We start from the raw sequence: 24262 nt of genomic DNA on the forward strand, positions 1-24262 counted from the left end.
GCAACGGTCAAATTTTAAAAACCTAAAAAAAACTGTAGTCAAACTCTATAATAATCGAGTTTGTCTACAGTCCGAGGAGAGCCTTAAGGCTCTCCTTTTATCTAAACCAGTTTTTTGTTGGATCCGAATACAAATCAAATGTGTTTAATTTAATTGATATAAGGGTAAAAGATGTTCAAACGCATCTTGAATGGTTTGAATGAAATCATCATCTTTTAACTTAATGGCGTCATCACGGGAAATTTTTATACCGCATAGAATTTCGGCTTTCTTTACCGTTTGCAAACGAGTGAACATTGAATTCAAATCATCTACTTCAAGACCTTCATGAGGGATGACATCAGGTTTTGTATGGTCCATTGACCATACATAATGTGAGGGAATGCTATTCACCAATCGGTCTGCCTGCTGCTCCAGATGCTTTCCGATTTCCGTTTTATTAGGGGCTTCATAAATGACGGCATACCAGATGAACATATGCGTTTCCCATAATCCGATTTGGAAATGCGGCATCATTTTATAGCCTCTGCTGTTGGCAGCGAAAGCAACCCATGTATCATTAGGAGGGTTCACTGTCCGTCTAGCATGCTTTGCAACGTGAGGGTACATTTCATCGCCGGTCATAACTGACAGTTTTTGAGAAAAGTGCTCTCCTAGGGCTTGTAATTTGGGCTGGATCCGTTCTTTTAAAGCATCCATGCGCGATTCCAATCCATTAATTTTAAAAACGTCAAAATCACTTGCTGTAAAACTTGCTATATTCATTTTCATCTCTCCTACCGTAATATCTGCACATATTGTAGCATAAGTAAAAGTAAAATTTAAAAAATACGATTTGGGTTGGCGATATAAAATTACTTATAGGTTAAAGCACAAATTAGTTGCTATTTGTTGTAGGAAATCATATGATAATATAAATTCAGAAAATTACGTTAATTGATGAAGGGAGAATGTTAATTATGAAACAAGTCATGAACCAAGCATTAAAAGCTAAAGAAGTTGAAAGACATAGAGCTGCAGTGTTGAGAATGGAAATGGACTATGAATTAGCAACCCTTTTTGAAGCAATTGGTGAAGAGAATGACCAAAAGAGGTCACAATGCAAGCAAAGGCTTGAACGCATCCGCTTGGAATTGTTAAAACTGAAAGCCTTGTAAATATTGGCTGCAGAGATCTTGAAGGAGAATGAATAAAGGAAATGAATCAATTTCAATACAAGGAATTTTATTATAGATGAACGGACACTTTATTTTATTAAAAAATAATGTGTCCGTTTTTCATTAAATGTCCAATATATATAAGGTGGTATTTTGTTTTAGTTCGGTTCCATTTAATAAGGAAGCGAGACGTTAAGGCAAGGTGGTCTGATAAGTATTCGTGCGGGCTAACTCATGATTGCGAAACCGATTAATGGATGGATGGTCAAGGAACCTTCTTTCTTCATATGTTTTAAAAAATGGAAAATTTAAGATGTTAAAAACTTGAAGGCAAGCTATATTTGCTTTAATCTTTAGAAGTGGATCATTTTAATGTAGTTTCTGATCATAAAGGACGGGGATATTATAATGGCATCGGTCAAGGAAATGGATACATATGCGAAGTTATGGATGAAAGAAGCGGGTACTAGGCTAAGGGCGTCCTTTAAAACCAAGTTGAATATTGAAATGAAAACGAATCCGAATGATTTGGTCACTAATATGGATAAGGGGATAGAAAAGTTTTTTTGCGAAAAAATCGGCGAAGTCTTTCCTGAACATCGCATTTTTGGCGAAGAGGGAATGGGCCACGATATTAAAGACTTAAAAGGTACGGTGTGGATAATCGATCCAATTGATGGAACTTTGAATTTCATTCATCAACAGAGGAATTTTGCAATTTCTCTTGGGGTTTATGTGGATGGCATTGGAAAGATTGGCATGGTTTATGATGTCTTCAGTGATGAATTATATCATGCGGTCAAGGGGCAGGGAGCATTTCTGAATGATCAAAGGCTTCCATCGCTTGAAGAGGCATCAGTAAGCAAAGCGATCATTTCCATTAATGCTAGCTGGGTAACGGAAAACCGGAGGATTGATCCGAGTCTTCTGGCACCGCTGGTTCGGGATGCAAGAGGGACACGTTCTTATGGCTCGGCAGCATTGGAGCTGGCATTCGTGGCAGCTGGAAGGATTGATGCATACATAACCATGAGACTCATGCCTTGGGATTTTGCCGGGGGAGTTTTACTGGTTGAGGAAGTGGGCGGGGAAGTTAGTAATATTAAAGGTGACAAATTGAATTATTTGAAAGGAGACTCACTTTTCGTATCTAAACCTGGGCTTCACGAAGAAGTATTCGATAAATACTTATCAGGAAACACCAGCCGTTAGCATCAAGTGCCTTATTGCGTGCAGGATAAATATCTTGCATGGATGGAATCAAATACCCATTTTGAAATAATTAACAAAAAAAACTCGCTGTCTGTCAGCGAGTTTTTTATATTATAACTTCCCGGCTTCGCGTAATTTCTTCTTCTGAGTGAAACCGAACCCCATGATTCCGCAAAGAATAACGATTGCAGCCAATATTCCAATCAAGCTTTTTTCAGCAATGAAGATGCCAATGGAGCCAATGCTGGATGTTGCCAATACCGCTAATATTAAGAAATTCCATTTAATGTTCATTAATATCACCCCTAATATATCTATTGTACATAATTTCTGTATTTGTTTCTAGTATGTTTGTGATATAATATGTAAGTTAATACTAGTGATACGTTATACACAAACTTTTTTAGGAGTGAATTTTTTGAAATTAAGAGAAAATATTCGTAATATAGCCATCATTGCCCACGTTGACCATGGTAAAACAACGTTAGTGGATCAGTTGCTTAAGCAATCTGGTACTTTCCGTGAAAATGAACATGTGGAAGAACGTGCGATGGATTCTAATGCGATTGAAAAAGAACGCGGAATTACGATTCTTGCGAAAAATACAGCAGTTCAATACCAAGATACAAGGATCAATATTTTGGATACACCTGGTCATGCCGACTTTGGTGGTGAAGTCGAACGGATCATGAAAATGGTTGATGGCGTTCTTCTTGTTGTTGATGCATATGAAGGCTGTATGCCGCAAACTCGCTTCGTGTTGAAAAAAGCATTGGAACAAAAGATCACGCCAATCGTTGTCGTGAACAAAATCGATAAAGATTCTGCACGTCCAAATGAAGTGGTCGATGAAGTAATTGACTTATTCATCGAACTAGGAGCTGAAGAAGAACAATTAGACTTCCCGGTTGTCTTCACTTCAGGTATTGCTGGTACTGCAAGCTTGGATTCAGATCCTGCTAAACAAGAAGAAGACATGACCCCACTTTTCGAAACAATCGTTGAAACGATCCCTGCACCAATTGATAACTCAGATGAACCGCTTCAATTCCAAGTGGCTTTACTTGACTATAATGATTATGTAGGACGTATTGGCGTTGGCCGTGTATTCCGCGGTAAAATGCATGTAGGTCAACAGGTTTCATTAATGAAACTTGATGGGAAGGTTAAACAATTCCGTGTAACGAAAATCTTTGGTTATATTGGCTTGAAGAAAGTTGAAATCCAAGAAGCCGTTGCCGGTGATTTAATTGCCGTTTCTGGTATGGAGGATATTAACGTAGGGGAAACAGTTTGTCCGACTGAACATCCTGAAGCTCTACCTATCCTGCGTATTGACGAGCCAACATTACAAATGACTTTCCTTGTAAATAACAGCCCATTCGCAGGCCGTGAAGGTAAATTCGTTACAGCTCGTAAAATTGAAGAGCGTTTGAGAAACCAATTGCAGACTGATGTCAGCTTAAGAGTCGAAAATACTGATTCTCCGGATGTCTGGATTGTTTCAGGTCGTGGGGAGCTTCACCTTTCCATCCTGATTGAAAACATGAGACGTGAAGGTTATGAACTGCAAGTTTCTAAACCGGAAGTTATCGTTCGTTTGATTGATGGTGTCCGTTGTGAGCCGGTTGAACGTGTACAAATCGACGTACCTGAGGAGCACACTGGTTCGATAATGGAATCAATGGGAGCCCGTAAAGGTGAATTATTGGATATGATCAACAGCGGAAGCGGTCAAGTTCGTTTACTGTTCACGATCCCAGCTCGCGGACTTATTGGCTATTCAACTGAGTTCTTAACGATTACACGCGGATATGGTATCATGAACCATTCATTTGACAGCTACCAACCAATGGCACAAGGTCAAGTCGGCGGAAGACGTCAAGGTGTACTTGTATCCATGGAATCAGGAAAAACTACACAATATGGTATTATGCAAGTTGAAGACCGCGGTGTTATTTTCGTTGAGCCAGGTACGGATATTTACGAAGGCATGATCGTCGGGGAACATAACCGTGATAGCGATTTGACAGTTAATATCGTTAAAGCGAAACAAATGACAAATATGCGTTCAGCAAATAAAGACCAAACTTCTTCCATGAAAAAACCAAGAATCATGTCCCTTGAAGAAGCTCTGGAATATTTGAACGATGACGAGTACTGTGAAGTAACTCCGGATTCAATCCGTCTTCGTAAAAAAATTCTAGATAAAAACGAGCGTGAAAGAGCAGCTAAAAGAAAAAAAGTTGCTGTTGAAGAAAAATAAATAGCAAGAGGAGGAGAAAAGATTGGATATCCAAGAGCGATTATCATTTTTTGCAGCATTGTACAGAGTGGATGAAAACCCTGAAGCAGGAATGTGGTATTTATATTTGACGGTCTTTGGATTATGCATCCTTGTCTATCAGTTAGGTTTTGCCAAAAAGTTACCATTGCTAAAAAATGTGGTCATTTATGTGGTAATGGCACTTGGATGTACCCTTCTTTCTTTCTTTGCGGTGTTTCTTCCTATGGGGGAAGCATTAGTCATCGCTTCGCTTGTTCTGGGGATCTATAGGATCCGTCTTCATAATTCGAGAAAAGAAGAACAGGCTTAAGATGATGAAATCATTACAGGATGCTTTATACAATTGGTTGACGATCAAAGTTGTCTGTGATGCAAGGCCTGATGATACAGCTGCACGCGATACAGAAATGTTTTTCATGCAGATGCTGAAAGACGATCATCAGGTGATAATCGATTCGGTTACAAAAACAGAACCATTTTATTTCGTCGAGTACCTTTTGGGAGACGAAATGAAAAAGCAACGTTATCCGATTGAATTGATTGATATCATGTTAGACCAAATTCAGTTAGAGCCAGAAAAGTATAAAAATATCGAGTAATGAAAAAAGAACCGTGCGATTACGCACGGTTCTTTTTTATATTGCTTTAGGGAGGAAAAGTCCGTAAAAAAGATGTAAGATTGTCCACAAAAAGAAAGCTGTCAAATCAGAAGGAAGGACAACTTCTGTTTTCGACAGCGCCGATAGCGGGAAGTAAAGCATGATGGCGGGAATGATCGTGATAAAAGCAAGTGCGTATTTGTTCCATTTCCTGAAAATTTTCAAAGGAAGAAGAATATAAGCGTAAATAAACGTAATGGCAAGTGAAAAAAGGAGATGGAAAAAGAACAATGATGCCTCACTCCAGGAAACGGCTCCAATTAGAGGAAGGAAATCAACATTCAATAAAAGCTTATACACTTGCTTGCCGGAAAACATTTCTACCCACTTCATTATCAATCCAAGCAGAACTCCATTGATGAGACCAATCAGGCAAACTTTATAAAATATTCTACCATTCATCTTCATTTTTGATTGTCCGGTACAGACGGAAGTTTCCGGTTGCAATCCGTTCGTTCGTACGCTCTTCTATGCGTTGGTTGCATGTATTGCACATATAGGTATGTATAGGACGGTTTCGAAGTTTCTTTGCTTCTGGGCTATCGTCAGGTATAGATTCAATTTGATCGCATATTACACATTTAACCTTCATATTAGTTGAACCTCACTTCAATTCGAATATGCTTTTAAGTATACCAATATTTTTATGGTAAAACGAGGATAAAGTGAACTGACATTTGAAAGTTAATGTTACTTGGTGCATGGCGGGTATAGACAAAAAACCCGAAGATTCACTTCGGGTCAGGAAAATTCATTCTTTAAAGTGATTGGATTGATCATTTTGCTCTTTATCGAGTTCTTTTCTTTCCGTTTCATCATCAAGTTTATTTTTTTCCTTTTCAATGTTCTTGGACGGCGTTGGGGTTAAAATATCACCAGGAACCTCAGGAATGACTCGGCTTGTGATGTCAGCCAGTTCATTCAGTATCCCGGTAACCGGTTTGCCGTCTTTAATGTCTCTGGCCACCTCCCTGATCCGCTCATTTATATCCGGGTCAGCGACGATGAGGGCATTAGCGCCTTCAGGATCATGTTTTAAAGTTTCTCCAACAGAGTACTTTATCGTTCCAACCTGTGAACGCTCAATATCTTGGTCAATATCTATTCCGACGATGGCATATTTGCCAAGTACGACTGCGGTGGCATCGTTCACCTCCGGAATGGATTTAGCCAAACCGGTGAGTCTTTCCGCTGTTTGCTGGCCTGTATTTCTGTCTGCTTCCTTAATGGTCGTATTATTGACTTTCGTTATATTGTTTTTCGCATTATTTTCAGACACTTCGTTATTATTATCCATTGTGCAACCTGACATCAACAGAACCGCAGCGAGCGACAATATGATTTTTTGCAATGTAAAACCTCCTTAATGCTCTTTATTTTGTTCCAGCCTGTCCATCACTACCAAGTCTGATGCATATAAGTATAAAATGCAGTGAAACATGGTGTAATCAATGTTGGGGATTGGATTCTTTGCTGGAAGTTTTCTTTATAGTCTGTAAATGTTCTTCTATCTTTATGCAAAGGAACATATATTTTATCAACAGTCTCGTCCGCTACATAAATGCTGAGTGTAGTAAATGGTAAGGCATATCCTATAGAGCAGGCAGGAGGCATCATATTGGGGAAAAAAATCTATGTTTTAGATACGAATGTCCTGTTGCAGGATCCGTATTCGATTTATTCATTCGAAGATAATGAAGTTGTCATTCCAGCAGTCGTATTAGAAGAATTGGATTCGAAAAAAAGGTACATGGATGAAATCGGAAGGAATGCCAGGCAAGTATCGAAATTGATCGATGGCTTTCGGGAAAATGGGAAGCTTCATCAGAGCATTCCGCTTCATAATGGAGGCAGCATAAGGATTGAACTCAACCACCGTTCATTTCATAAGCTTCAGGAAATTTTTGTGGAGAAAACGAATGATAACAGGATATTGGCAGTCGCGAAAAATTTATCTTTGGAAGAAGAGACGAAGGAAGCTGGAAAAACGGTCATTTTGGTTAGTAAAGATACTCTCGTCAGGGTTAAGGCTGATGCGATCGGTCTTGAGGCAGAGGACTTTTTAAATGACCGTGTCGTAGAACTGGACCATATTTACGCTGGGCACAAAGAAGTGTTTGTATCGATTGATAATCTGAATAAGTTTTATGAAAAAAGTTTTCTGGCACTGGAAGAACTGACAAAAGATTTATATTATCCAAATCAATTCCTGTTGATGAAGGACACGCTGGGCAGTTCAGCTTCTGCGATAGGGATTGTGGATGAAAATTGCAGGTTCGTTAAGAAATTGATGTATGAAGGGGAACATATTTGGGGAATTAAACCGAGAAATGTCCAGCAGACGATGGCCTTAGATTTGTTGCTTCGTTCGGATATCAAGCTTGTGACGCTCATTGGTAAGGCTGGGACCGGTAAGACTTTATTGGCATTGGCAACAGGATTGATGCAAACTGAAGATTTGTCACAATATAAGAAACTTTTGGTTGCCAGGCCCATTGTTCCGGTTGGTAAAGATATTGGTTATCTGCCAGGGGAAAAAGAAGAAAAATTAAGACCATGGATGCAGCCTATTTTTGATAATCTCGAATTTTTGTTCAATACGAAAAAACCTGGTGAATTGGATGCCATTTTAGCAGGAATGAGTTCGATCGAAGTGGAGGCCCTAACCTATATCAGGGGAAGGAGCATCCCGGATCAGTTCATTATCATCGATGAAGCGCAGAACTTAACGAAACATGAGGTCAAGACCATTTTGACAAGGGTCGGGGAGCGAAGCAAAATTGTATTAATGGGAGATCCGGAGCAAATAGATCATCCGTATTTAGATGAATATAATAATGGTTTGACATATGTGGTGGAAAAATTCAAGACCGAGCGTATTGCAGGCCATGTTAAATTGATAAAAGGGGAAAGATCTGGATTGGCCCAGCTGGCAGCTACGCTTTTATAATGCAATCGGCAAGGGATATCCCTTGCCGATTGCTCTAAAGTTTTTGGTGAGAATGGACTAAGTCTTATTTAACAGTGAAAGACCGTACATTTTTTATCGGATCATTGATGTTGGAAGCGTCTCCGAAATAAATTTCCAAAGGACCGCCCTCGGATATTTTAAGCGGCTTTCCTTCCTTGGAAAAGCCCAGGAAAAATTCAAGTGCCGTTTCCAACGGGAATGTAAGCTCCTCATCATCGGTTGTGACGATGACTTCAGTTACCCCATTTTCAGGTTCGGCATTTTTTAAAAAAGGTTCAAAAGGGATGCCGAAAGTCCCTTCCAGCAATCTTTGCTTCTCGAACTTTCGTTCCGTTTTTAATGTGGGTGGCATTATTGCGCCTTCCTGTATTTCTTTTTGCCAATGTTTGGAGGCGGCAATCGTATATTCTTCTAATTCATTGACTTGGACTCTTTCAGCGTGGAAATATGTATTTATTTCAACTTTACGGTCATCAAAAATCCATACTCCGGGATCTAGCGTAATTGGATATTTCACTTTTCCATTTATAAATACGATGGGTTCCAAATATCTCATTCCTTTCTGTTGCTCTTTAATGATTATAATCAATTATAATTGAAATGTCACATCTTCACGATGGTGAACAATTTCCATGGCTAGGTATATTCATTTGAGAGGTGATCGTGATATCTCAATGGCAAATTGTTTGTCAATGTCCTTGCTTTTTCACAAAACTAAAGGTAGAATTTAGAGATAAGATTTAATCGCTCTGAGCGGGGGGATTTAACATGGCATCTGATATGCTTGTCAATCATCGAGAAAAAGCTTATGCTTTATTAAAAGCAGATGCTGACAAGATTCTAAAACTGATAAAAGTTCAAATGGAAAATCTCACTATGCCTCAATGTCCTTTATATGAAGAGGTCCTTGATACACAGATGTTCGGTCTATCAAGAGAAATTGATTTTGCCGTACGCTTAGGTTTGGTAGAGGAAACCGAGGGTAAATCCCTGTTGGAAACCCTTGAACAGGAATTGTCAGTTTTGCATGAAGCATCATTAAAAAAATAATAGATAAAACATACTAACTCAAACAAATCTCGATGATTGTTTGAGTTTTTTATTTATGTACATAATTAATTAATAGTGTTATACTATATTCAATAGTGACATACTAATTGAACCGCGGAACCTCAATTTTAGTTTTTGTATTATTTTGAATTTTTATTTTAATATTGGTAATTTATGGTCCTGTTCCTTTGCTGCGGCATTGGAGTCTTGGTGGGAAATCAGATTTAATTCCTTGTTTTTATATACGAATATATGCAATTTTTTATTTTTTTATTGTATTCAGTTAATTTTAGTATTATTGTTATATTAATTGAATGTTAAATCAAATTGATAATATATTATTATAGCTAAATTTTCATTTGCTAATGGTATAGGGCTCTTTTTTATCTTTATAGAAAGTAAAAAACGAAAATATAAAATATATCGAAATAATTACATCAGCGATAAAATGAGCTTCATCAGATTGGACTCCTTATTTGGGAAATCAATTCATGAATAAAAAGTGGTGGAAATCTTTCACGCTTTTTTTCTATATATTCAATAAAAATACATATTGATTAGGGTGGTAGCAATGGGGAAACGTATAGAAAAAGTACTTGCGGCAAATCGTGGGGAAATAGCGATAAGGATTTTTCGTGCATGTACGGAATTAGACATTCACACAGTTGCAATCTATTCAAAGGAAGATTATGGTTCTTATCACAGATATAAAGCGGATGAGGCATATTTGGTCGGGGAAGGCAAAAAGCCGATTGATGCATACCTGGATATTGAAGGCATAATTGCGATTGCCAAAATGAGCGGAGTTGATGCGATTCATCCCGGTTATGGTTTCCTTTCAGAAAATATCGAATTTGCAAAACGTTGTGAGGAAGAGGGCATAATCTTCATCGGACCAGAATCTAGACACCTAGATATGTTTGGTGACAAAGTAAAAGCCAGAACACAAGCTGAACTGGCTGATATTCCGGTTATCCCTGGTACCGATGGACCGGTGACCAGTGTTGAAGAAGTCAAGGAATTTGGTGAACAATACGGTTTTCCAATTATTATAAAAGCCTCTTTAGGCGGCGGCGGACGCGGAATGCGGATTGTCGAAAAAATCGAAGAAGTTGAAGAGGCTTATGATCGCGCAAAATCAGAAGCTAAAGCAGCTTTTGGTAATGATGAAGTCTATGTAGAGAGATTCATACAAAATCCGAAGCATATCGAAGTTCAGATTTTGGCTGATACTCATGGGAATATCGTCCATTTATATGAACGTGACTGTTCCGTTCAGAGACGGCATCAAAAAGTTGTGGAAGTGGCACCTTCCGTTTCCCTTACCGAAGATTTAAGGGAAAGGATTTGTGAGGCAGCCGTCAAGTTGGCGAAAAATATTGATTATGTAAACGCTGGTACGGTCGAGTTCCTTGTCGCAAATGGCGAATTTTACTTTATTGAAGTCAATCCACGGGTACAGGTTGAGCATACCATTACTGAAATGATTACGGGCATTGATATTGTTCAATCTCAAATCATGGTAGCTGAAGGCCATGAACTCCATGGCAAAAAGATCGGGATTCCCGAACAAGCAGGAATTAAAACTCATGGATATGCGATTCAATCAAGGGTGACGACTGAGGACCCATTGAATAATTTCATGCCCGACACCGGGAAAATGATGGTTTACCGTTCTGGTGGGGGATTCGGTGTTCGTCTGGACGCAGGGAATGGGTTCCAAGGTGCGGTCATCACACCATACTATGATTCCCTTCTCGTTAAACTTTCGACTCATGCGCTTTCATTTGAGCAGGCAGCTTCCAAAATGGTTCGTAACCTTAAGGAATTCAGGATTCGTGGTATTAAAACAAATATCCCCTTCCTTGAAAATGTTGTAAAACATGAAAAATTCATAAATGGGGAATATGATACATCATTCATTGATACAACACCTGAATTATTTAGCTTCCCAATCAGAAAAGACCGTGGGACAAAAATGCTTTCATATATCGGAAATGTGACCGTGAATGGATTCCCGGGAGTCGAGAAAAAGAAAAAGCCGGTTTTTGATCCAGCTCCAATTCCGAATGTTGGTGGTCTGCCGCTTATCTCTGGTACAAAAAATATACTTGAAGAGCAAGGTGCAGAGGGACTTGTCAAATGGATCAAAGAACAGAAAGAGGTATTGATCACCGATACGACTTTCCGTGATGCACATCAATCATTACTGGCGACGAGAATCAGGTCGAAAGATATCCTTGATATCGCTGAACCTACAGCAAAACTCCTTCCTGATTTATTTTCAATGGAAATGTGGGGCGGGGCAACTTTCGATGTCGCATATCGCTTCTTGAAAGAAGATCCATGGGACAGGCTGTTAAGTTTCAGGAAAAAAGCTCCGAATATCCTTTTGCAAATGCTTTTAAGGGCTTCAAATGCAGTTGGTTATAAAAATTACCCTGATAATGTCATTCGTGAATTCGTAGAGAAATCAGCGGATGCAGGCATTGATGTTTTCCGTATCTTCGATAGTTTAAACTGGGTTAAAGGAATGGAATTGGCTATTGATGCAGTCCGTCAATCCGGCAAAATTGCGGAAGCTGCCATTTGTTATACAGGGGATTTGAATGATCCATCACGCAGCAAGTATAATATCGAATACTATAAAAATATGGCGGTGGAATTAGAACAAGCCGGTGCCCATATTTTAGCGATCAAGGATATGGCCGGCCTCTTGAAACCTGAAGCTGCTTACCGCCTTGTATCGGAACTGAAAGAATCGACATCCCTTCCGATCCATCTGCATACTCATGATACAAGCGGAAATGGAATTTACATGTATTCTAAAGCGATCGAAGCTGGTGTGGATATCGTTGATACGGCGATTGGTTCTTTAGCTGGACTGACTTCGCAGCCAAGTGTACAAACACTTCATTATGCATTGGAGGGGTCAAGCAGACAGCCTAAATTGGAAGTCGATTCACTAGAGCGTTTAGGAGAATACTGGGGAGAGGTCAGGAAATTCTATCATGACTTCGAAAGCGGCATGAATGCACCTCATACCGAGGTTTACAAACATGAGATGCCGGGCGGTCAATATAGTAATCTGCAGCAGCAAGCCAAAGCAGTGGGGCTGGGAGACCGCTGGCATGAAGTGAAAGAGATGTACCAGCGCGTCAATGTAATGTTCGGCGATATCGTTAAAGTAACTCCTTCATCCAAAGTTGTTGGGGATATGGCTTTATTCATGGTACAAAATAACCTGTCTGAAGAAGATGTTCTGACAAAAGGCAAATCCATCGATTTCCCTGATTCGGTCATAGAGTTATTCGAAGGCTATCTAGGTCAGCCAGTTGGGGGATTCCCTAAAGAGCTTCAGGAAGTTATCCTGAAAGGGAAGAAACCTATAACAGTAAGACCGGGTGAATTATTGGAAGAAGTGGACTTTGCAGCACTTAAAGAAGAATTATTCAAGGAATTGGGACGGGCAGTCACTGATTTCGATGTGCTTGCATATGCCCTATATCCAAAAGTATTCCTGGACTACAATAAAACGATTGAACTGTTTGGAGATGTTTCCAACCTCGATACCGCAACTTTCTTATATGGCATGAGGCTAGGGGAAGAAATCGAAGTTGAAATTGAAAAGGGTAAAACGCTCATCGTAAAATTGGTTTCAATCGGTCAGCCATTGGCTGATGGAACAAGGGTCGTTTATTTTGAGTTGAATGGTCAATCGCGTGAAGTGATCATCAAGGATGAAAACATTAAATCATCCGTTATATCAAAAATGAAAGCAGACCCAAAAAATAAAGAACAACTCGGTGCGACAATGCCAGGTACGGTTATTCGTGTAGTGGTCGAGAAAGGCGATCAGGTCAAGCAGGGTGATCACCTAATCATTACAGAAGCGATGAAAATGGAAACTACCGTTCAAGCACCATTCTCCGGGACCATTAAAGATATTTATGTAAAAGATGGAGAAGCGATCAGTACTGGAGACTTATTGATTGAAATAACTAAGTAATCTAGCTGACTGTGACCTTGTAAACGATTTGGGGTATATAGGGTATGCTTGAGGTTTCAAGCTGCTCTGTACCCTCTTTTTAGGCAATGTACGGTCATCTTGAGACAAAACAAAAACCACCATTCCCGGGAATGTTGGTTTTTGTTTTGTCCTTTTATATTATTGATTGAACAATCAGACATTAACGAGCGGGTACAGTTGGTGTTATATCCTGTTCATCCTGTCCTTTGACTGTGTGCGTGGAGTTCCCTTTTTGCTTGGCTAGGGCATTTTTTTTACTTCTTGATGTCAATAGCATCAAATAGCTCATTACACCAAAAAAGCAGGCAATGAACAATGCGTGTGTCAATGCGATATATAAGTTTTGCCTTGAGAAAATGATGAAGGCTCCAGCTGTAACCTGTAAAAATACGAGAATGAATGCAGCAATCCAACCGCCATATAAAACTTTTTGATTTTTGTAATGTTTTTGGGCGATATAAGCCACATATGATACCCAAATGAATATAGCGCCTGCCATTGCACGGTGACCCATCTGAATCCATTCATAAAGGTTGGATGGGAGTGCAGCGCTGTCATTTACACATAAAGGCCAATCCTTACAGATAAGACTGGATTCTGTATGCCTTACAAGAGCACCCGTATATACGACTGCCAGACAAAAAATCAATACGCCAATAATATGGAATGTCATTCGTTTGTCCACTATAAGTTTTTCGGCTTCGAACTTCTTGTCTACTTCAAAAATCAACAGTGTCAGTAAAAAGACGGAAGCAAAGGAAATGAGCGATATGCCAAAATGAAGGGCAAGGACGAAATCGGATTGTGACCAAATGACGGCAGCGGCTCCGATCAACCCTTGCAGTAACAGAAAACCAAAAGAAAGGACGGATAAGAAACGCGCTTCACGGATATGGCCGATTTTTTTCCAAGACATATACGATAAAATTAAAACCAAGAATCCTCCAGCACCTGAAACGAGCCGATGGGAAAGCTCAATGACCAATTCAATCGTGATTTTGTCCGGGATCAATTGGCCATTGCACAACGGCCATGACCTGCCGCAACCCATGCCGGAATCCGTCTTCGTGACTAAAGCTCCACCAAGTAAGATGAAAAGCATTACAATCGTTGTTAAAACAGCAAACCATTTAAGAGACGATTTCACTAGTAGTCCCACCTTTTTCTCTGTAGCAAATAGGATTGTTCTTAAAATTAATAATAGCATAAGATTTTTCATAATATTTGTCGAACTTCCTCGATATTACACAAAATAGAATGATTTTACAAGTTCAGTTTATATTATAGCTATTAATTAAAATGCCTGAAATAGTTGAAAGTTACAAAAGACTTTGATAGAAATAAAGGGAGTGTAAACCTTCAAGTAGGAGCAAAATAGGGAATAAGCCTAGGGGATGATGATAACAGCATACTATTCATGTTCTTGATGAACTTCTTATAACAGCAGTAAATTATCGAGACACAAATTGGTCAAAAATTATCCGAAAAATTTTCACAAAAGCTTCCAAAAATGTGTTTTAATATATTGAAGAAATGATTTTACTAAATTTTACTGTTATTAAGCATGATATTAAGAATGATGTCTCTCGATGGATTCCATTGACAACGGTCATTGGTAAATAATTTACTTTTTGTTTACGCTTCCTTGGTTACAAATATCAAAAAGTATGAAATAATGTTCTATAGCATATGTAAGTATTTTTTTGCATTTGCGTCTGTGCTGAATGATTTAAAGGAGGAAAACAAATGTCAGAAACAAGGGGTTTGTCAGAAGCTGTCATGGAGGACAGTAAAGCCGCCCTTCAATCGGATATACCTGAAACAACAGCTTGGAAGGATTTTCTCGCACTTATAAAAGTGGGGATTGTCAATTCAAATATAATTACAGCTTTTACCGGCGTGTGGTTAGCTCTTCATTTTTCGGGGCTTAGCTTCTTAAGCAATCTAGATGTAGTGTTTTATACACTTGCAGGTTCGGCGCTCATTATGGCGGGATCTTGCAGTTTCAATAATTATTATGACCGTGATATCGATCATTTAATGGAAAGAACGAAAAACCGTCCAACGGTAACTGGGAAAGTACAGCCTTCAAAGGTATTGGCATTAAGTTTCGGCTTAATTGCTGCAGGGCTGATTTTACTTGCATTGACTAATATGACAACTGCCATACTAGGTGCATTCGGCGTCTTCGCCTATGTTGTTCTATATACGATGGTTTTCAAGCGTAGATTTGTCTCGAATACGATTATAGGCAGTATATCCGGAGCCGTGCCTCCACTTATCGGGTGGGCTGCAGTCGACCCGGGCCTTGATAAGATCGCCTGGGTCCTGTTTGCGATCATGTTCTTGTGGCAGCCGCCTCATTTTTATGCACTAGCAATGAGGCGTGTCGAAGAATATCGTGCAGCCGGAGTACCCATGCTTCCGGTCGTAAAAGGCTTCAAGGCCGCAAAAAGGTCGATTATGCTATGGATCATCTGTTTAATGTTCGTTCCTTTCTTTTTAACTCCATTAGGAACTCCGCTGGTTATTCTTGCTGCATTATTGAGCACGGGGTGGCTTATTTTGGGAATTAAGGGGTATAAAAAGAAAGATGATGTTAAATGGGCAACATCCATGTTTGTATATTCTTTAAATTATATGACCATTTTATTTGTAGCGATGGTTATTGTCACTCTCATCTAGTTTTGGTTAAAATAAGCTGGCGGCCTGTTCTTTTACAGGCTCCAGCTTACTGATATATATTGCACTGACCGCCACTCATACATATTAACGGAACCAACGGGGTCATACATAAGAGCGGTTACATGGATCATCATAATAATTCCTTAGTTTAGGGATTCTTTCTTTTTAGAAATTGACATAGAGAGAATATTCGCAATTGCGCCCATTTTTATTTTTGTGAGAAAATTTTGACGAAAGAGGGGTTTCTGAAGCTATGAAAAAAAGGCTGCACAAATGGCGCCTAATTGCTCTGCTGGGTATTGTAGGACTTGTCCTTTCGGGCTGCGGCGAACCATTTCTATCCGCACTGAAGCCAGCTGGCGATGTTGCGCAATCTCAGTATGACTTACTGATATTGAGTACACTGATCATGGTACTGGTTATTATTGTTGTGATTATTTTGTTCGTTGTAGTTTTACTACGCTTCCGTCGGAAGGAAGGCGACGAAACAATACCGAAACAAATTGAAGGAAGTCATAAACTCGAAATTATCTGGACTGTTATTCCTATCCTTCTTTTAATTGTTCTGGCTGTTCCAACCGTCGTCACGACTTTCGACTTAGCCGACACAAAGGCAATGGATAAGAAAGATAAGGATGGAAAAACGAAGGATGCACTTGTCGTGAATGTCAGGGCGAACCTTTATTGGTGGGAGTTTGAATATCCGGACCTTGGCGTTGTAACAAGTCAGGATTTGGTTGTGCCAACCGATCAAAAAGTGTACTTCAATCTAACTGCTTCAGATGTTAAGCATTCATTCTGGGTACCGTCTGTCGGAGGAAAGATGGATACCAATACAGAAGGGGTCAATCAGTTTTTCTTAGAATTCGACAGTGAAAAGGCTGAAGATTCAAACAACTTGTTTTACGGAAAATGTGCTGAACTTTGCGGTCCTTCGCATGCTTTGATGGATTTTAAGGTCGTAACGAAGTCCAAAAGCGATTTTGAAGCGTGGACCAAAGATATGAAAGCCGCGAAGGAACCTGTCGTTGAAGGTGATCTGGCCAAACAGGGTGAAGATGTCTTTAATCAAAGTTGTATAGGCTGCCATGCGGTGACACCAAATGACAGCAGGCCTGAAGCTGCTCGTCAGGCTCCGAATCTCGCTACATTCGGTGAGCGTCAAAAAGTGGCTGGCGTATTGGATCATACTGAAGAGAATGTAAAAAAATGGATCAAAGATCCTGAGAAGTATAAACCGGGCAACACGATGACCGGTACTTACGGCGAACTTTCGGATTCAGATATTAATGCACTGGCAGCCTATCTATTAGAGCTTAAGGTGGAAGACAAATAGAACATTGATTAAGGAGGTTAAATCGTGAGTACGTACGCTAATAAAAAAGGATTTGGCGCTACGCTTTGGGATTATCTGACGACGGTGGACCATAAGAAAATCGCCATTTTATATCTTATCTCTGGCGGATTATTCTTTGTAATCGGCGGTTTGGAAGCGATGTTTATCCGTATCCAGCTTGCAATCCCAAATAATGACTTCGTAAGTGCCGGATTTTATAATGAAATATTGACCATGCACGGTACAACTATGATATTTCTGGCAGCCATGCCATTGGTGTTTGCTGTAATGAATGCGGTTGTACCCTTACAGATAGGGGCACGTGATGTCGCGTTCCCATTTTTGAACTCGTTAGGTTTTTGGTTGTTTTTCTTTGGAGGAGTCTTTCTGAATCTTTCATGGTTTTTAGGGGGGGCTCCTGATGCAGGCTGGACATCATATGCATCACTTTCCCTGCATTCCGAAGGCCACGGTATTGATTTTTACGTCCTGGGATTACAGATATCAGGATTGGGAACATTAATTGCGGGGATCAATTTCCTTGTAACCATTATTAATATGCGTACGCCTGGTATGACATATATGCGTATGCCGCTGTTCACATGGTCAACTTTCGTTGTTTCCGCATTGATATTATTCGCTTTTCCTCCGCTTACCGTAGGATTGGTGTTAATGATGTTCGACAGGATGTTCGGCTCGAATTTCTTTGATGTAGCAGCGGGCGGGAATACGATCATTTGGGAGCATTTATTCTGGATATTCGGTCACCCGGAAGTATATATCCTGATTCTTCCAGCTTTCGGTATTTTTTCCGAAATTTTCGCTACATTCTCCAGAAAAAGATTATTTGGTTATTCATCAATGGTATTTGCAACCGTTTTAATCGGTTTCTTAGGTTTCATGGTTTGGGCGCATCACATGTTTACGACTGGTTTAGGACCTATCGCGAATGCGATTTTTGCCGTTGCTACCATGGCTATTGCAGTGCCGACGGGTATTAAGATATTCAACTGGATTTTTACGATGTGGGGCGGAAGCGTCAAGTTCACGGTACCGATGCTTTATGCAGTTGCCTTTATCCCTACATTTACCATGGGCGGCGTGACAGGTATCATGCTCGCATCAGCACCAGCTGATTATCAATACCATGATAGTTATTTCGTTGTTGCCCATTTCCACTATGTAATCGTTGGCGGGGTTGTATTGGGCTTACTGGCTGGAATCAATTTTTATTGGCCGAAAATGTTTGGAACGATGTTAAGTGAAAAATTGGGACAAATCACATTTTGGACGTTCTTGATCGGTTTCCATTTAACATTCTTCATTCAACATTTCTTAGGTTTGATGGGGATGCCTCGTCGCGTATTTACATTCTTGGACGATCAAGGTCTCAATACAGGTAATATGATTAGTACAGTTGGAGCCTTCTTAATGGCATTTGGGGTCTTGGTTATGGTCATCAATATAATCATTACATCTGTGAAGAATGAGAAAGTCGGCAATGATCCATGGGGAGACGGCCGTACGCTGGAATGGGCCATCCCATCACCACCGCCGTTTTATAATTTCAAACAACTTCCGCTTGTCCGCGGATTAGATCCTTACTGGGTTGAAAAAATGGAAGGGAAAAAGGAAATGACTCCTGCAGAACCACTGGGGGATATCCATATGCCGAATTCATCCATACTTCCTTTAACGATTGCCTTGGGTTTATTTGTTGCCGCATTCGGAGCTTTATATAATATGGATGATAAGACATGGACCCTGCCTATAATGATTGTTGGACTTTTGATCACATTCGCTTCAATGTTTATCCGTTCCGTAAAAGACGATCATGGATACCACATTCATAAAGAAGAACTTATGGACGATAAAGACAAGGGAGGTAAGGCATAATGCAAACAGATGAAAGATTCACGGATGCCACTTGGCCTGCTTCTCCCGAGAAAGCGACTTTAGAAGGTAAAAATAAGTATTTGGGATTCTGGTTGTTTCTTGGTGGAGAGACGGTACTATTCGCCTCACTTTTTGCAACTTACCTTGCATTGAAGGATAAAGTTCCAAATGGTGATGCAGCCTTAGCTAAAGACTTGTTCGAATTACCGCTGACATTTGTAGCAACCATGCTGTTATTGACCAGTTCATTAACCAGTGTGTATGCGATGTACCATATGAAAAATAACCATTTTAAACAAATGCAAGCATGGCTTGTAATTACAGTTGCACTTGGTTTTGCTTTTCTAGGTCTTGAGATTTATGAATTTAATCACTATGTTCATGAATTCCATCATACCTTTACGAGCAGTGCATTCGGCTCCGCGTTTTATACGTTAGTCGGTTTTCATGGAGGACACGTTGCTTTCGGTCTGGTTTGGATCATATCTCTTATGGTTCGTAATGCAAGAAGGGGCTTGAATTTATATAACGCTCCTAAATTTTATGTTGCTAGTCTATATTGGCATTTCATTGACGTAGTCTGGGTGTTTATCTTTACTGTCGTATACTTAATGGGAATGGTGGGATAACTGATGGCGAATGAACAATCAAATTCAGCGAACCCGAATGTCGATTTAAAATATCGCCGTAAGAAAAATGCTGAAGAGATGAAACACCAAGTGATATCATTTACACTTATGATTTTCTTTACATTACTTGCTTTCGCAGCTGTAGGGATCGAGGGGTTTTCACATTGGTTCATTAAACCAGTCATTTTGCTGCTGGCAGTTGTACAAGTGATTTTCCAATTGTATTATTTCATGCATATGAAGCATAAAGGGCATGGCACCATTGCATTGTTCTTATTTTCCGGCCTTGCAGTCGGCTTGATAACTGTCCTTGTGTTCACAACGATTGTTTGGTTATAAACCATAAAGGAAATCGGCTATTGAATGATAGCCGGTTTTCTTTATGTGTTGATTAGCTAGAAAAAGAATCCAAGTTTATCTATATTTGTTACCATGTTTCATTTTAGGTATAATGAAAGTAAGAAAAAGTTTATGAACGAGGTGATTTTTTTGTCTATTGATATTTTCGGATTTCGCGCTTTGTGGAGTCCTTATTATTTTGCCGTCCTCGTACTTATAACCGTTGGCTATTTTTGGCTGGTGACAAAAAAAAGGGAGAAGTTTTCGGGCAGTTCAGCTCTAACAGTAAAACAGGCAACTTATTTTTTGATAGCCATGTTCCTTCTATATGCAGTAAAAGGATCACCGCTGGATTTATTGAGCCATATCATGTTCAGTGCCCACATGTTTCAAATGGCACTGCTCTATCTCGTGATTCCGCCTTTATTTATCATAGCGATTCCGGATTGGCTTATGAGAACTTTCATAAACTCAAGGGGAGTGAAGCCGTTATTTCAATTTTTCACGAGACCTCTTATCGCCCTTTTAGTATTTAATGTTCTTTTCTCGTTGTACCATATCCCGTTAGTGTTCGACTTTATCAAAACGGGGATGTGGTTTCATGCCGGATACACGGTCCTTTTATTTACTACCGCTGTTTTGATGTGGTTCCCGCTTGTCAATCAACTTCCGGAACGTGAAAGTCTGTCAGGTGTGAAAAAAGTAGCTTATATTTTCGGCAGTGGCATTTTAATGACCCCTGCTTGCGCTTTGATCATTTTTGCTAATGATCCGATGTATGATACATTCACCAATGCAGAATCTTGGGCCAGTGCCATGGAACTTTGCGTCCCGGCTTCAGCGCTGTCCGGCTTAACGCTCAGTGGCCCGGAAATGTTCAATGGACTGCCATTGCTTGAGGATCAACAGCTTGGCGGGGTTCTGATGAAGGTAATCCAAGAAATCGTTTTAGGCTATGTATTAGGTGTCATTTTCTTTGCTTGGTTCAAAAAGGAGAATGGCGGCCAAAATGATATCGATCCGATACCTTCGGATTTTCAGACTGTAGAATAATTGTACGGTAAAAGACTTGTCTTGGGGCGGACAAGTCTTTTATTTGCCTTTGCCTAATATTTGATTTAAAGCAAATAGCCAGTGATTCGACTTGACTATTCTATAAAAGTGAGCATTCTGTTAATAATCCTTGATTTTATTGAATTTTATGATTGCCTCTTATAAAATGGTAGTTGATTAATAAATATAGAGAGGACTACAATACATATGTCTTTACCAATCCTTCCAACGATAAGTACAGCTTTCATTGTATTAAGTGCCATCACTGTTGCAATAGGCTGGTATCAAATTAAACAACGCAAAATCGAGACCCATAAGAAAACCATGATGGCAGCTGCGGTTTTTGCGGTAATCTTTTTCACCATATATCTTTCCCGGACGGTCTTCATTGGCAGTACGTCATTTGGCGGACCCGATGACATTAAGATTTATTATACGATTTTTTTGATCTTCCATATAACGCTTGCGACAACTGGAGCAGTTTTGGGGATCATCATGCTTACCACTGGTTTTAAAGGTAAATTCGCCATTCATAAAAAAATCGGACCTGCTACCAGCATCATTTGGTTTTTCACTGGGATTACAGGAGTAGCTGTTTACATCTTGCTTTATGTCATTTATCATGGCGGCGAAACAACATCTTTAATAAAGGCGATCCTAGGATTTTAAAATAACGAAAAAGCCTGGTGCAAAAAAGCATCAGGCTTTTGTAATGGATACGAAAAAGAGAGAGCATCACACATGATCCTCTCTCTTTGTACCTCACTTTTAACTTACGGCTTTTACAGGCCGTTGAATTGTGTAAGTTCTTCTTTGATTTGAGTGAGGATTTTTTCACTTTGTTTAACTAGTGATGCAGGGAAATCCTCTCCTTCACCATATTCAAGTCCGTGTGGATAATAGTGTTTTCCTAATAGAGGGACCATAAGCTTAATGACGGCCCTGTGAGAGCCTACATCGCCCTCTGTAGCATAGCCAAGTATTCTCAGGTAAAACGTGCCTTCTTTTAATTCGAACTTACGATCGTAACTGACTCTTTCGTAATCCCATTGTTCTGCACGTATTAAACCATATTGCGGCATTAGGTCATCTAATCGGTTTAAGTCGGCTGTGATGTTTTCGATTCCGAAGCTTTCAAATTTCACGAGTAGTACCTCCTATGTTTACTATTGAGAATTAAAATGACATACCGGGAAAATATTATGTACATGAATATATTAAAAATCTCCAAGTATGTTTATAATATACCATTTTATCCTATATTTTATAATAGTACGAAATGGTGGAAGTTGCAATGAACTCAACCATGGTATTTCAATCATTCACAAAAGTTCCATTTTTTAAATAAATTTAATGAAGGGGCAGTCTATCGTAAATTAGAAAATTATGATTGAACAGTGATATAATCAGGAAAGAAAGGTTTTTTGCATTGGATACATAAATTAGATAGAGAGAGGGAGTGTTCCTCTGCGCAATTTAGGTAAGGTGTTGGTGTTAATCGTTATTTTTTTCGTAATCGGTATTTATCTCAATATCGGCGATGAAGATGAAGGGAACCCTCTTATTGATGGTAACAAAGGTGTTAACCCCAATGGACATATAAATGATAAAAGCCCTTCCTCTGAAAAGGAAGGGGTTACTGAAGTGACAGAAGGTCTGGCAGTAACAATCGGGAAAAATGCAAAAGAGATAGAAAAGGAATACGGTAAGCCAGATCGAATTGATATGTCCGCCTATGGATATGAATGGTGGGTTTATAAAAAGAGTTATAATAATTATTTTCAATTAGCCGTTGAAAATGAAAAAGTGGTATCTGCTTATGGAATCGGTGATGAGGTGAATGTCGCTCCTTTTAAAATTGGACAATCGATTGATGCCATCTATTCCAGCTTATATGTGGAACCAACTGTTGATATTGAAGTTGGTGACAGTTCCTATCGTTTTGAATTGTCGGAGGAAGATATGAACATGAGACCGTTGATTGATTTAGGGAATATTAATGTTCAGCTTTATTTGGATAAATTCACAGGGACTGTTTCAAGCATCCGATTTTTGAATGATTCGACCCTATTGAAACAACAGCCGTATGAGTTAACCTATCATGGTGAGTTTGTGACAGTTAAGGATCTTTCAGAGGAAGACATGGCGAAAGTGGAAGATGGCAATGAGCAGCAAATATTCGATATTACGAATATAATGCGCAGCCGGTTTGATTTGGAGCCTTTAGAATGGGATGCTCCAACAGCAAGGGTTGCCTATCTTCATAGCCGGGAAATGACGGACGCACCTGAAGGAACCCAGGTTTCCGAAACAAATGGGGATTTGGAAAAGCGTCTCGATTCAGGTCATGTAAAATACAGGGCAGCAGGTGAAAATATAGCGGCTAAATATGTGGATGCAGCTGCAGTCATGGAAGGCTGGCTAAATAGCAAAGGTCATCGGGATGCGATGCTGAACGAGGAATTTACAGGTCTGGGCGTCGGGGTATATAAAAAGTATTACACTCAGAATTTCATAAAGAGATAAAAAAACGGATCCGATTTGGGTCCGTTTTCTTGTTCTGGATATAGCGAAAAGTTCCCCATCCATCATTACGGTGGACCATCCCCTCAATGATGATCGTTTGCCTATGTATTAATTTGCGTGGCACGAAATCAGCCGATGAAGGGTTTTACGTAACGAACTTGGATATCTGCAGTAAAGGTAGCATACCCTTTTGGAACCGTTGAGCTTAAGGTCGAATCTTGTCCCTTGTTTGCTTACATCTTTTTAATTGCAGCAGGATTGAAAAATAAGAGCGGTTCCCTTGCTCTACTTTGGCTTTTAACCCTGAAACAATTCCCGATAAATCAGATAACTCTGTTTCATCTGCAGATTCAGCTAGGTTTTGGAGGTCTTTGATTGAAACACATTCATGCGGCATGAAAATACCTCCTTTTGGAAAATCCATTTGGATTT

25 protein-coding genes are annotated in these 24262 nt (G+C 39.6%); 16 read left to right on the forward strand and 9 right to left on the reverse strand.

Annotated elements, in window-relative coordinates; genetic code table 11:
- Positions 1–144: 144 nt before the first annotated feature.
- Entirely contained in the window at positions 145–765 is a 621-nt protein-coding gene (locus tag OSJ91_RS08460; protein WP_350301921.1) for a YktB family protein, read from the reverse strand.
- A gap of 194 nt (positions 766–959) precedes the next feature.
- Between OSJ91_RS08460 and OSJ91_RS08465 the strand changes: the two genes are divergently transcribed.
- Positions 960–1157: a hypothetical protein gene (locus OSJ91_RS08465; RefSeq protein WP_034314018.1), complete on the forward strand. Its 198-nt coding sequence runs from the start codon at positions 960–962 to the stop codon at positions 1155–1157.
- Positions 1158–1565: 408 nt separating this feature from the next.
- Complete coding sequence (locus OSJ91_RS08470) at positions 1566–2369, forward strand: inositol monophosphatase family protein (RefSeq protein ID WP_350301922.1); 804 nt, start codon at positions 1566–1568, stop codon at positions 2367–2369.
- 111 nt (positions 2370–2480) lie between these two features.
- Here the strand turns inward: OSJ91_RS08470 and OSJ91_RS08475 are convergent, their stop codons facing one another.
- Positions 2481–2663 (reverse strand): YlaF family protein, encoded by a 183-nt coding sequence (locus OSJ91_RS08475; protein WP_034314013.1) that lies wholly within the window; start codon positions 2661–2663, stop codon positions 2481–2483.
- Positions 2664–2787: 124 nt separating this feature from the next.
- Between OSJ91_RS08475 and typA the strand changes: the two genes are divergently transcribed.
- Genes typA through OSJ91_RS08490 form a run of 3 tightly spaced genes read left to right on the forward strand, consistent with a single transcriptional unit; the run spans position 2788 to position 5255 of the window.
- Entirely contained in the window at positions 2788–4635 is a 1848-nt protein-coding gene (gene typA / locus OSJ91_RS08480; RefSeq protein WP_048684521.1) for a translational GTPase TypA, read from the forward strand.
- A 22-nt stretch (positions 4636–4657) separates the two neighbouring features.
- Positions 4658–4966 carry a YlaH-like family protein gene (locus OSJ91_RS08485; RefSeq protein WP_034314008.1) on the forward strand — a complete coding sequence of 103 codons (309 nt, stop codon included), beginning with the start codon at positions 4658–4660 and terminating at the stop codon, positions 4964–4966.
- Positions 4967–4970: 4 nt separating this feature from the next.
- Positions 4971–5255 carry a hypothetical protein gene (locus tag OSJ91_RS08490; protein WP_101224732.1) on the forward strand — a complete coding sequence of 95 codons (285 nt, stop codon included), beginning with the start codon at positions 4971–4973 and terminating at the stop codon, positions 5253–5255.
- A gap of 36 nt (positions 5256–5291) precedes the next feature.
- Here OSJ91_RS08490 and OSJ91_RS08495 read toward each other — a convergent pair whose 3' ends face one another.
- The 3 genes from OSJ91_RS08495 to OSJ91_RS08505 form a co-directional block, all read right to left on the reverse strand.
- Entirely contained in the window at positions 5292–5723 is a 432-nt protein-coding gene (locus OSJ91_RS08495) for a hypothetical protein (RefSeq protein ID WP_350301923.1), read from the reverse strand.
- Positions 5707–5907 (reverse strand): YlaI family protein, encoded by a 201-nt coding sequence (locus OSJ91_RS08500; protein ID WP_072272690.1) that lies wholly within the window; start codon positions 5905–5907, stop codon positions 5707–5709. Before OSJ91_RS08500 ends, OSJ91_RS08495 begins: the two co-directional genes overlap by 17 nt.
- Before the next feature lie 159 nt (positions 5908–6066).
- Positions 6067–6666: a YhcN/YlaJ family sporulation lipoprotein gene (locus OSJ91_RS08505; RefSeq protein WP_350301924.1), complete on the reverse strand. Its 600-nt coding sequence runs from the start codon at positions 6664–6666 to the stop codon at positions 6067–6069.
- 267 nt (positions 6667–6933) lie between these two features.
- On the opposite strand from OSJ91_RS08505, the gene OSJ91_RS08510 reads away from it, so the two are divergent.
- Complete coding sequence (locus OSJ91_RS08510; RefSeq protein WP_485891376.1) at positions 6934–8265, forward strand: PhoH family protein; 1332 nt, start codon at positions 6934–6936, stop codon at positions 8263–8265.
- A gap of 64 nt (positions 8266–8329) precedes the next feature.
- Here OSJ91_RS08510 and OSJ91_RS08515 read toward each other — a convergent pair whose 3' ends face one another.
- Complete coding sequence (locus tag OSJ91_RS08515) at positions 8330–8833, reverse strand: hypothetical protein (protein ID WP_101224551.1); 504 nt, start codon at positions 8831–8833, stop codon at positions 8330–8332.
- Positions 8834–9054: 221 nt separating this feature from the next.
- On the opposite strand from OSJ91_RS08515, the gene OSJ91_RS08520 reads away from it, so the two are divergent.
- Positions 9055–9336, forward strand: a complete 282-nt coding sequence (locus OSJ91_RS08520) for an Fpa/YlaN family protein (protein ID WP_034313996.1) — start codon at positions 9055–9057, stop codon at positions 9334–9336.
- A 571-nt stretch (positions 9337–9907) separates the two neighbouring features.
- Positions 9908–13345 (forward strand): pyruvate carboxylase, encoded by a 3438-nt coding sequence (pyc, locus tag OSJ91_RS08525; protein WP_485891377.1) that lies wholly within the window; start codon positions 9908–9910, stop codon positions 13343–13345.
- Positions 13346–13526: 181 nt separating this feature from the next.
- Here the strand turns inward: pyc and OSJ91_RS08530 are convergent, their stop codons facing one another.
- Positions 13527–14513 (reverse strand): COX15/CtaA family protein, encoded by a 987-nt coding sequence (locus OSJ91_RS08530; RefSeq protein ID WP_350301927.1) that lies wholly within the window; start codon positions 14511–14513, stop codon positions 13527–13529.
- A 599-nt stretch (positions 14514–15112) separates the two neighbouring features.
- Here OSJ91_RS08530 and cyoE point away from each other — a divergent pair.
- The 7 genes from cyoE (at position 15113) to OSJ91_RS08565 (ending at position 21973) form a co-directional block, all read left to right on the forward strand.
- On the forward strand, positions 15113–16051 hold the full coding sequence (gene cyoE, locus OSJ91_RS08535) for a heme o synthase (RefSeq protein WP_350301928.1): 939 nt from the start codon (positions 15113–15115) through the stop codon (positions 16049–16051).
- 253 nt (positions 16052–16304) lie between these two features.
- Entirely contained in the window at positions 16305–17387 is a 1083-nt protein-coding gene (gene coxB, locus OSJ91_RS08540) for a cytochrome c oxidase subunit II (RefSeq protein ID WP_350301929.1), read from the forward strand.
- A 24-nt stretch (positions 17388–17411) separates the two neighbouring features.
- A complete protein-coding gene (gene ctaD / locus OSJ91_RS08545; protein WP_054396968.1) occupies positions 17412–19283 on the forward strand; it encodes a cytochrome c oxidase subunit I in 1872 nt (623 codons plus the stop codon).
- Positions 19283–19912, forward strand: coding sequence for a cytochrome (ubi)quinol oxidase subunit III (locus OSJ91_RS08550; RefSeq protein WP_048684533.1), 630 nt, complete (start codon positions 19283–19285; stop codon positions 19910–19912). The genes ctaD and OSJ91_RS08550 overlap by 1 nt, the downstream gene beginning before the upstream one ends.
- A 3-nt stretch (positions 19913–19915) precedes the next feature.
- Complete coding sequence (gene ctaF / locus OSJ91_RS08555; RefSeq protein ID WP_048684534.1) at positions 19916–20251, forward strand: cytochrome c oxidase subunit IVB; 336 nt, start codon at positions 19916–19918, stop codon at positions 20249–20251.
- Between the two features lie 150 nt (positions 20252–20401).
- Positions 20402–21304: a cytochrome c oxidase assembly factor CtaG gene (gene ctaG, locus OSJ91_RS08560; RefSeq protein ID WP_413016513.1), complete on the forward strand. Its 903-nt coding sequence runs from the start codon at positions 20402–20404 to the stop codon at positions 21302–21304.
- A 207-nt stretch (positions 21305–21511) separates the two neighbouring features.
- Positions 21512–21973, forward strand: coding sequence for a DUF420 domain-containing protein (locus tag OSJ91_RS08565; protein WP_057278459.1), 462 nt, complete (start codon positions 21512–21514; stop codon positions 21971–21973).
- Between the two features lie 113 nt (positions 21974–22086).
- On the opposite strand, the gene OSJ91_RS08570 is transcribed toward OSJ91_RS08565, so the two are convergent.
- A complete protein-coding gene (locus OSJ91_RS08570; RefSeq protein WP_485891378.1) occupies positions 22087–22449 on the reverse strand; it encodes a YugN family protein in 363 nt (120 codons plus the stop codon).
- 346 nt (positions 22450–22795) lie between these two features.
- Here OSJ91_RS08570 and OSJ91_RS08575 point away from each other — a divergent pair, with 346 nt between their 5' ends.
- Positions 22796–23830: a CAP domain-containing protein gene (locus tag OSJ91_RS08575; RefSeq protein WP_350301932.1), complete on the forward strand. Its 1035-nt coding sequence runs from the start codon at positions 22796–22798 to the stop codon at positions 23828–23830.
- Between the two features lie 205 nt (positions 23831–24035).
- Here the strand turns inward: OSJ91_RS08575 and OSJ91_RS08580 are convergent, their stop codons facing one another.
- A complete protein-coding gene (locus tag OSJ91_RS08580; protein ID WP_350301933.1) occupies positions 24036–24227 on the reverse strand; it encodes a hypothetical protein in 192 nt (63 codons plus the stop codon).
- Positions 24228–24262 lie beyond the last annotated feature (35 nt).

The organism is Bacillus sp. T-10(2022), from assembly GCF_056502895.1.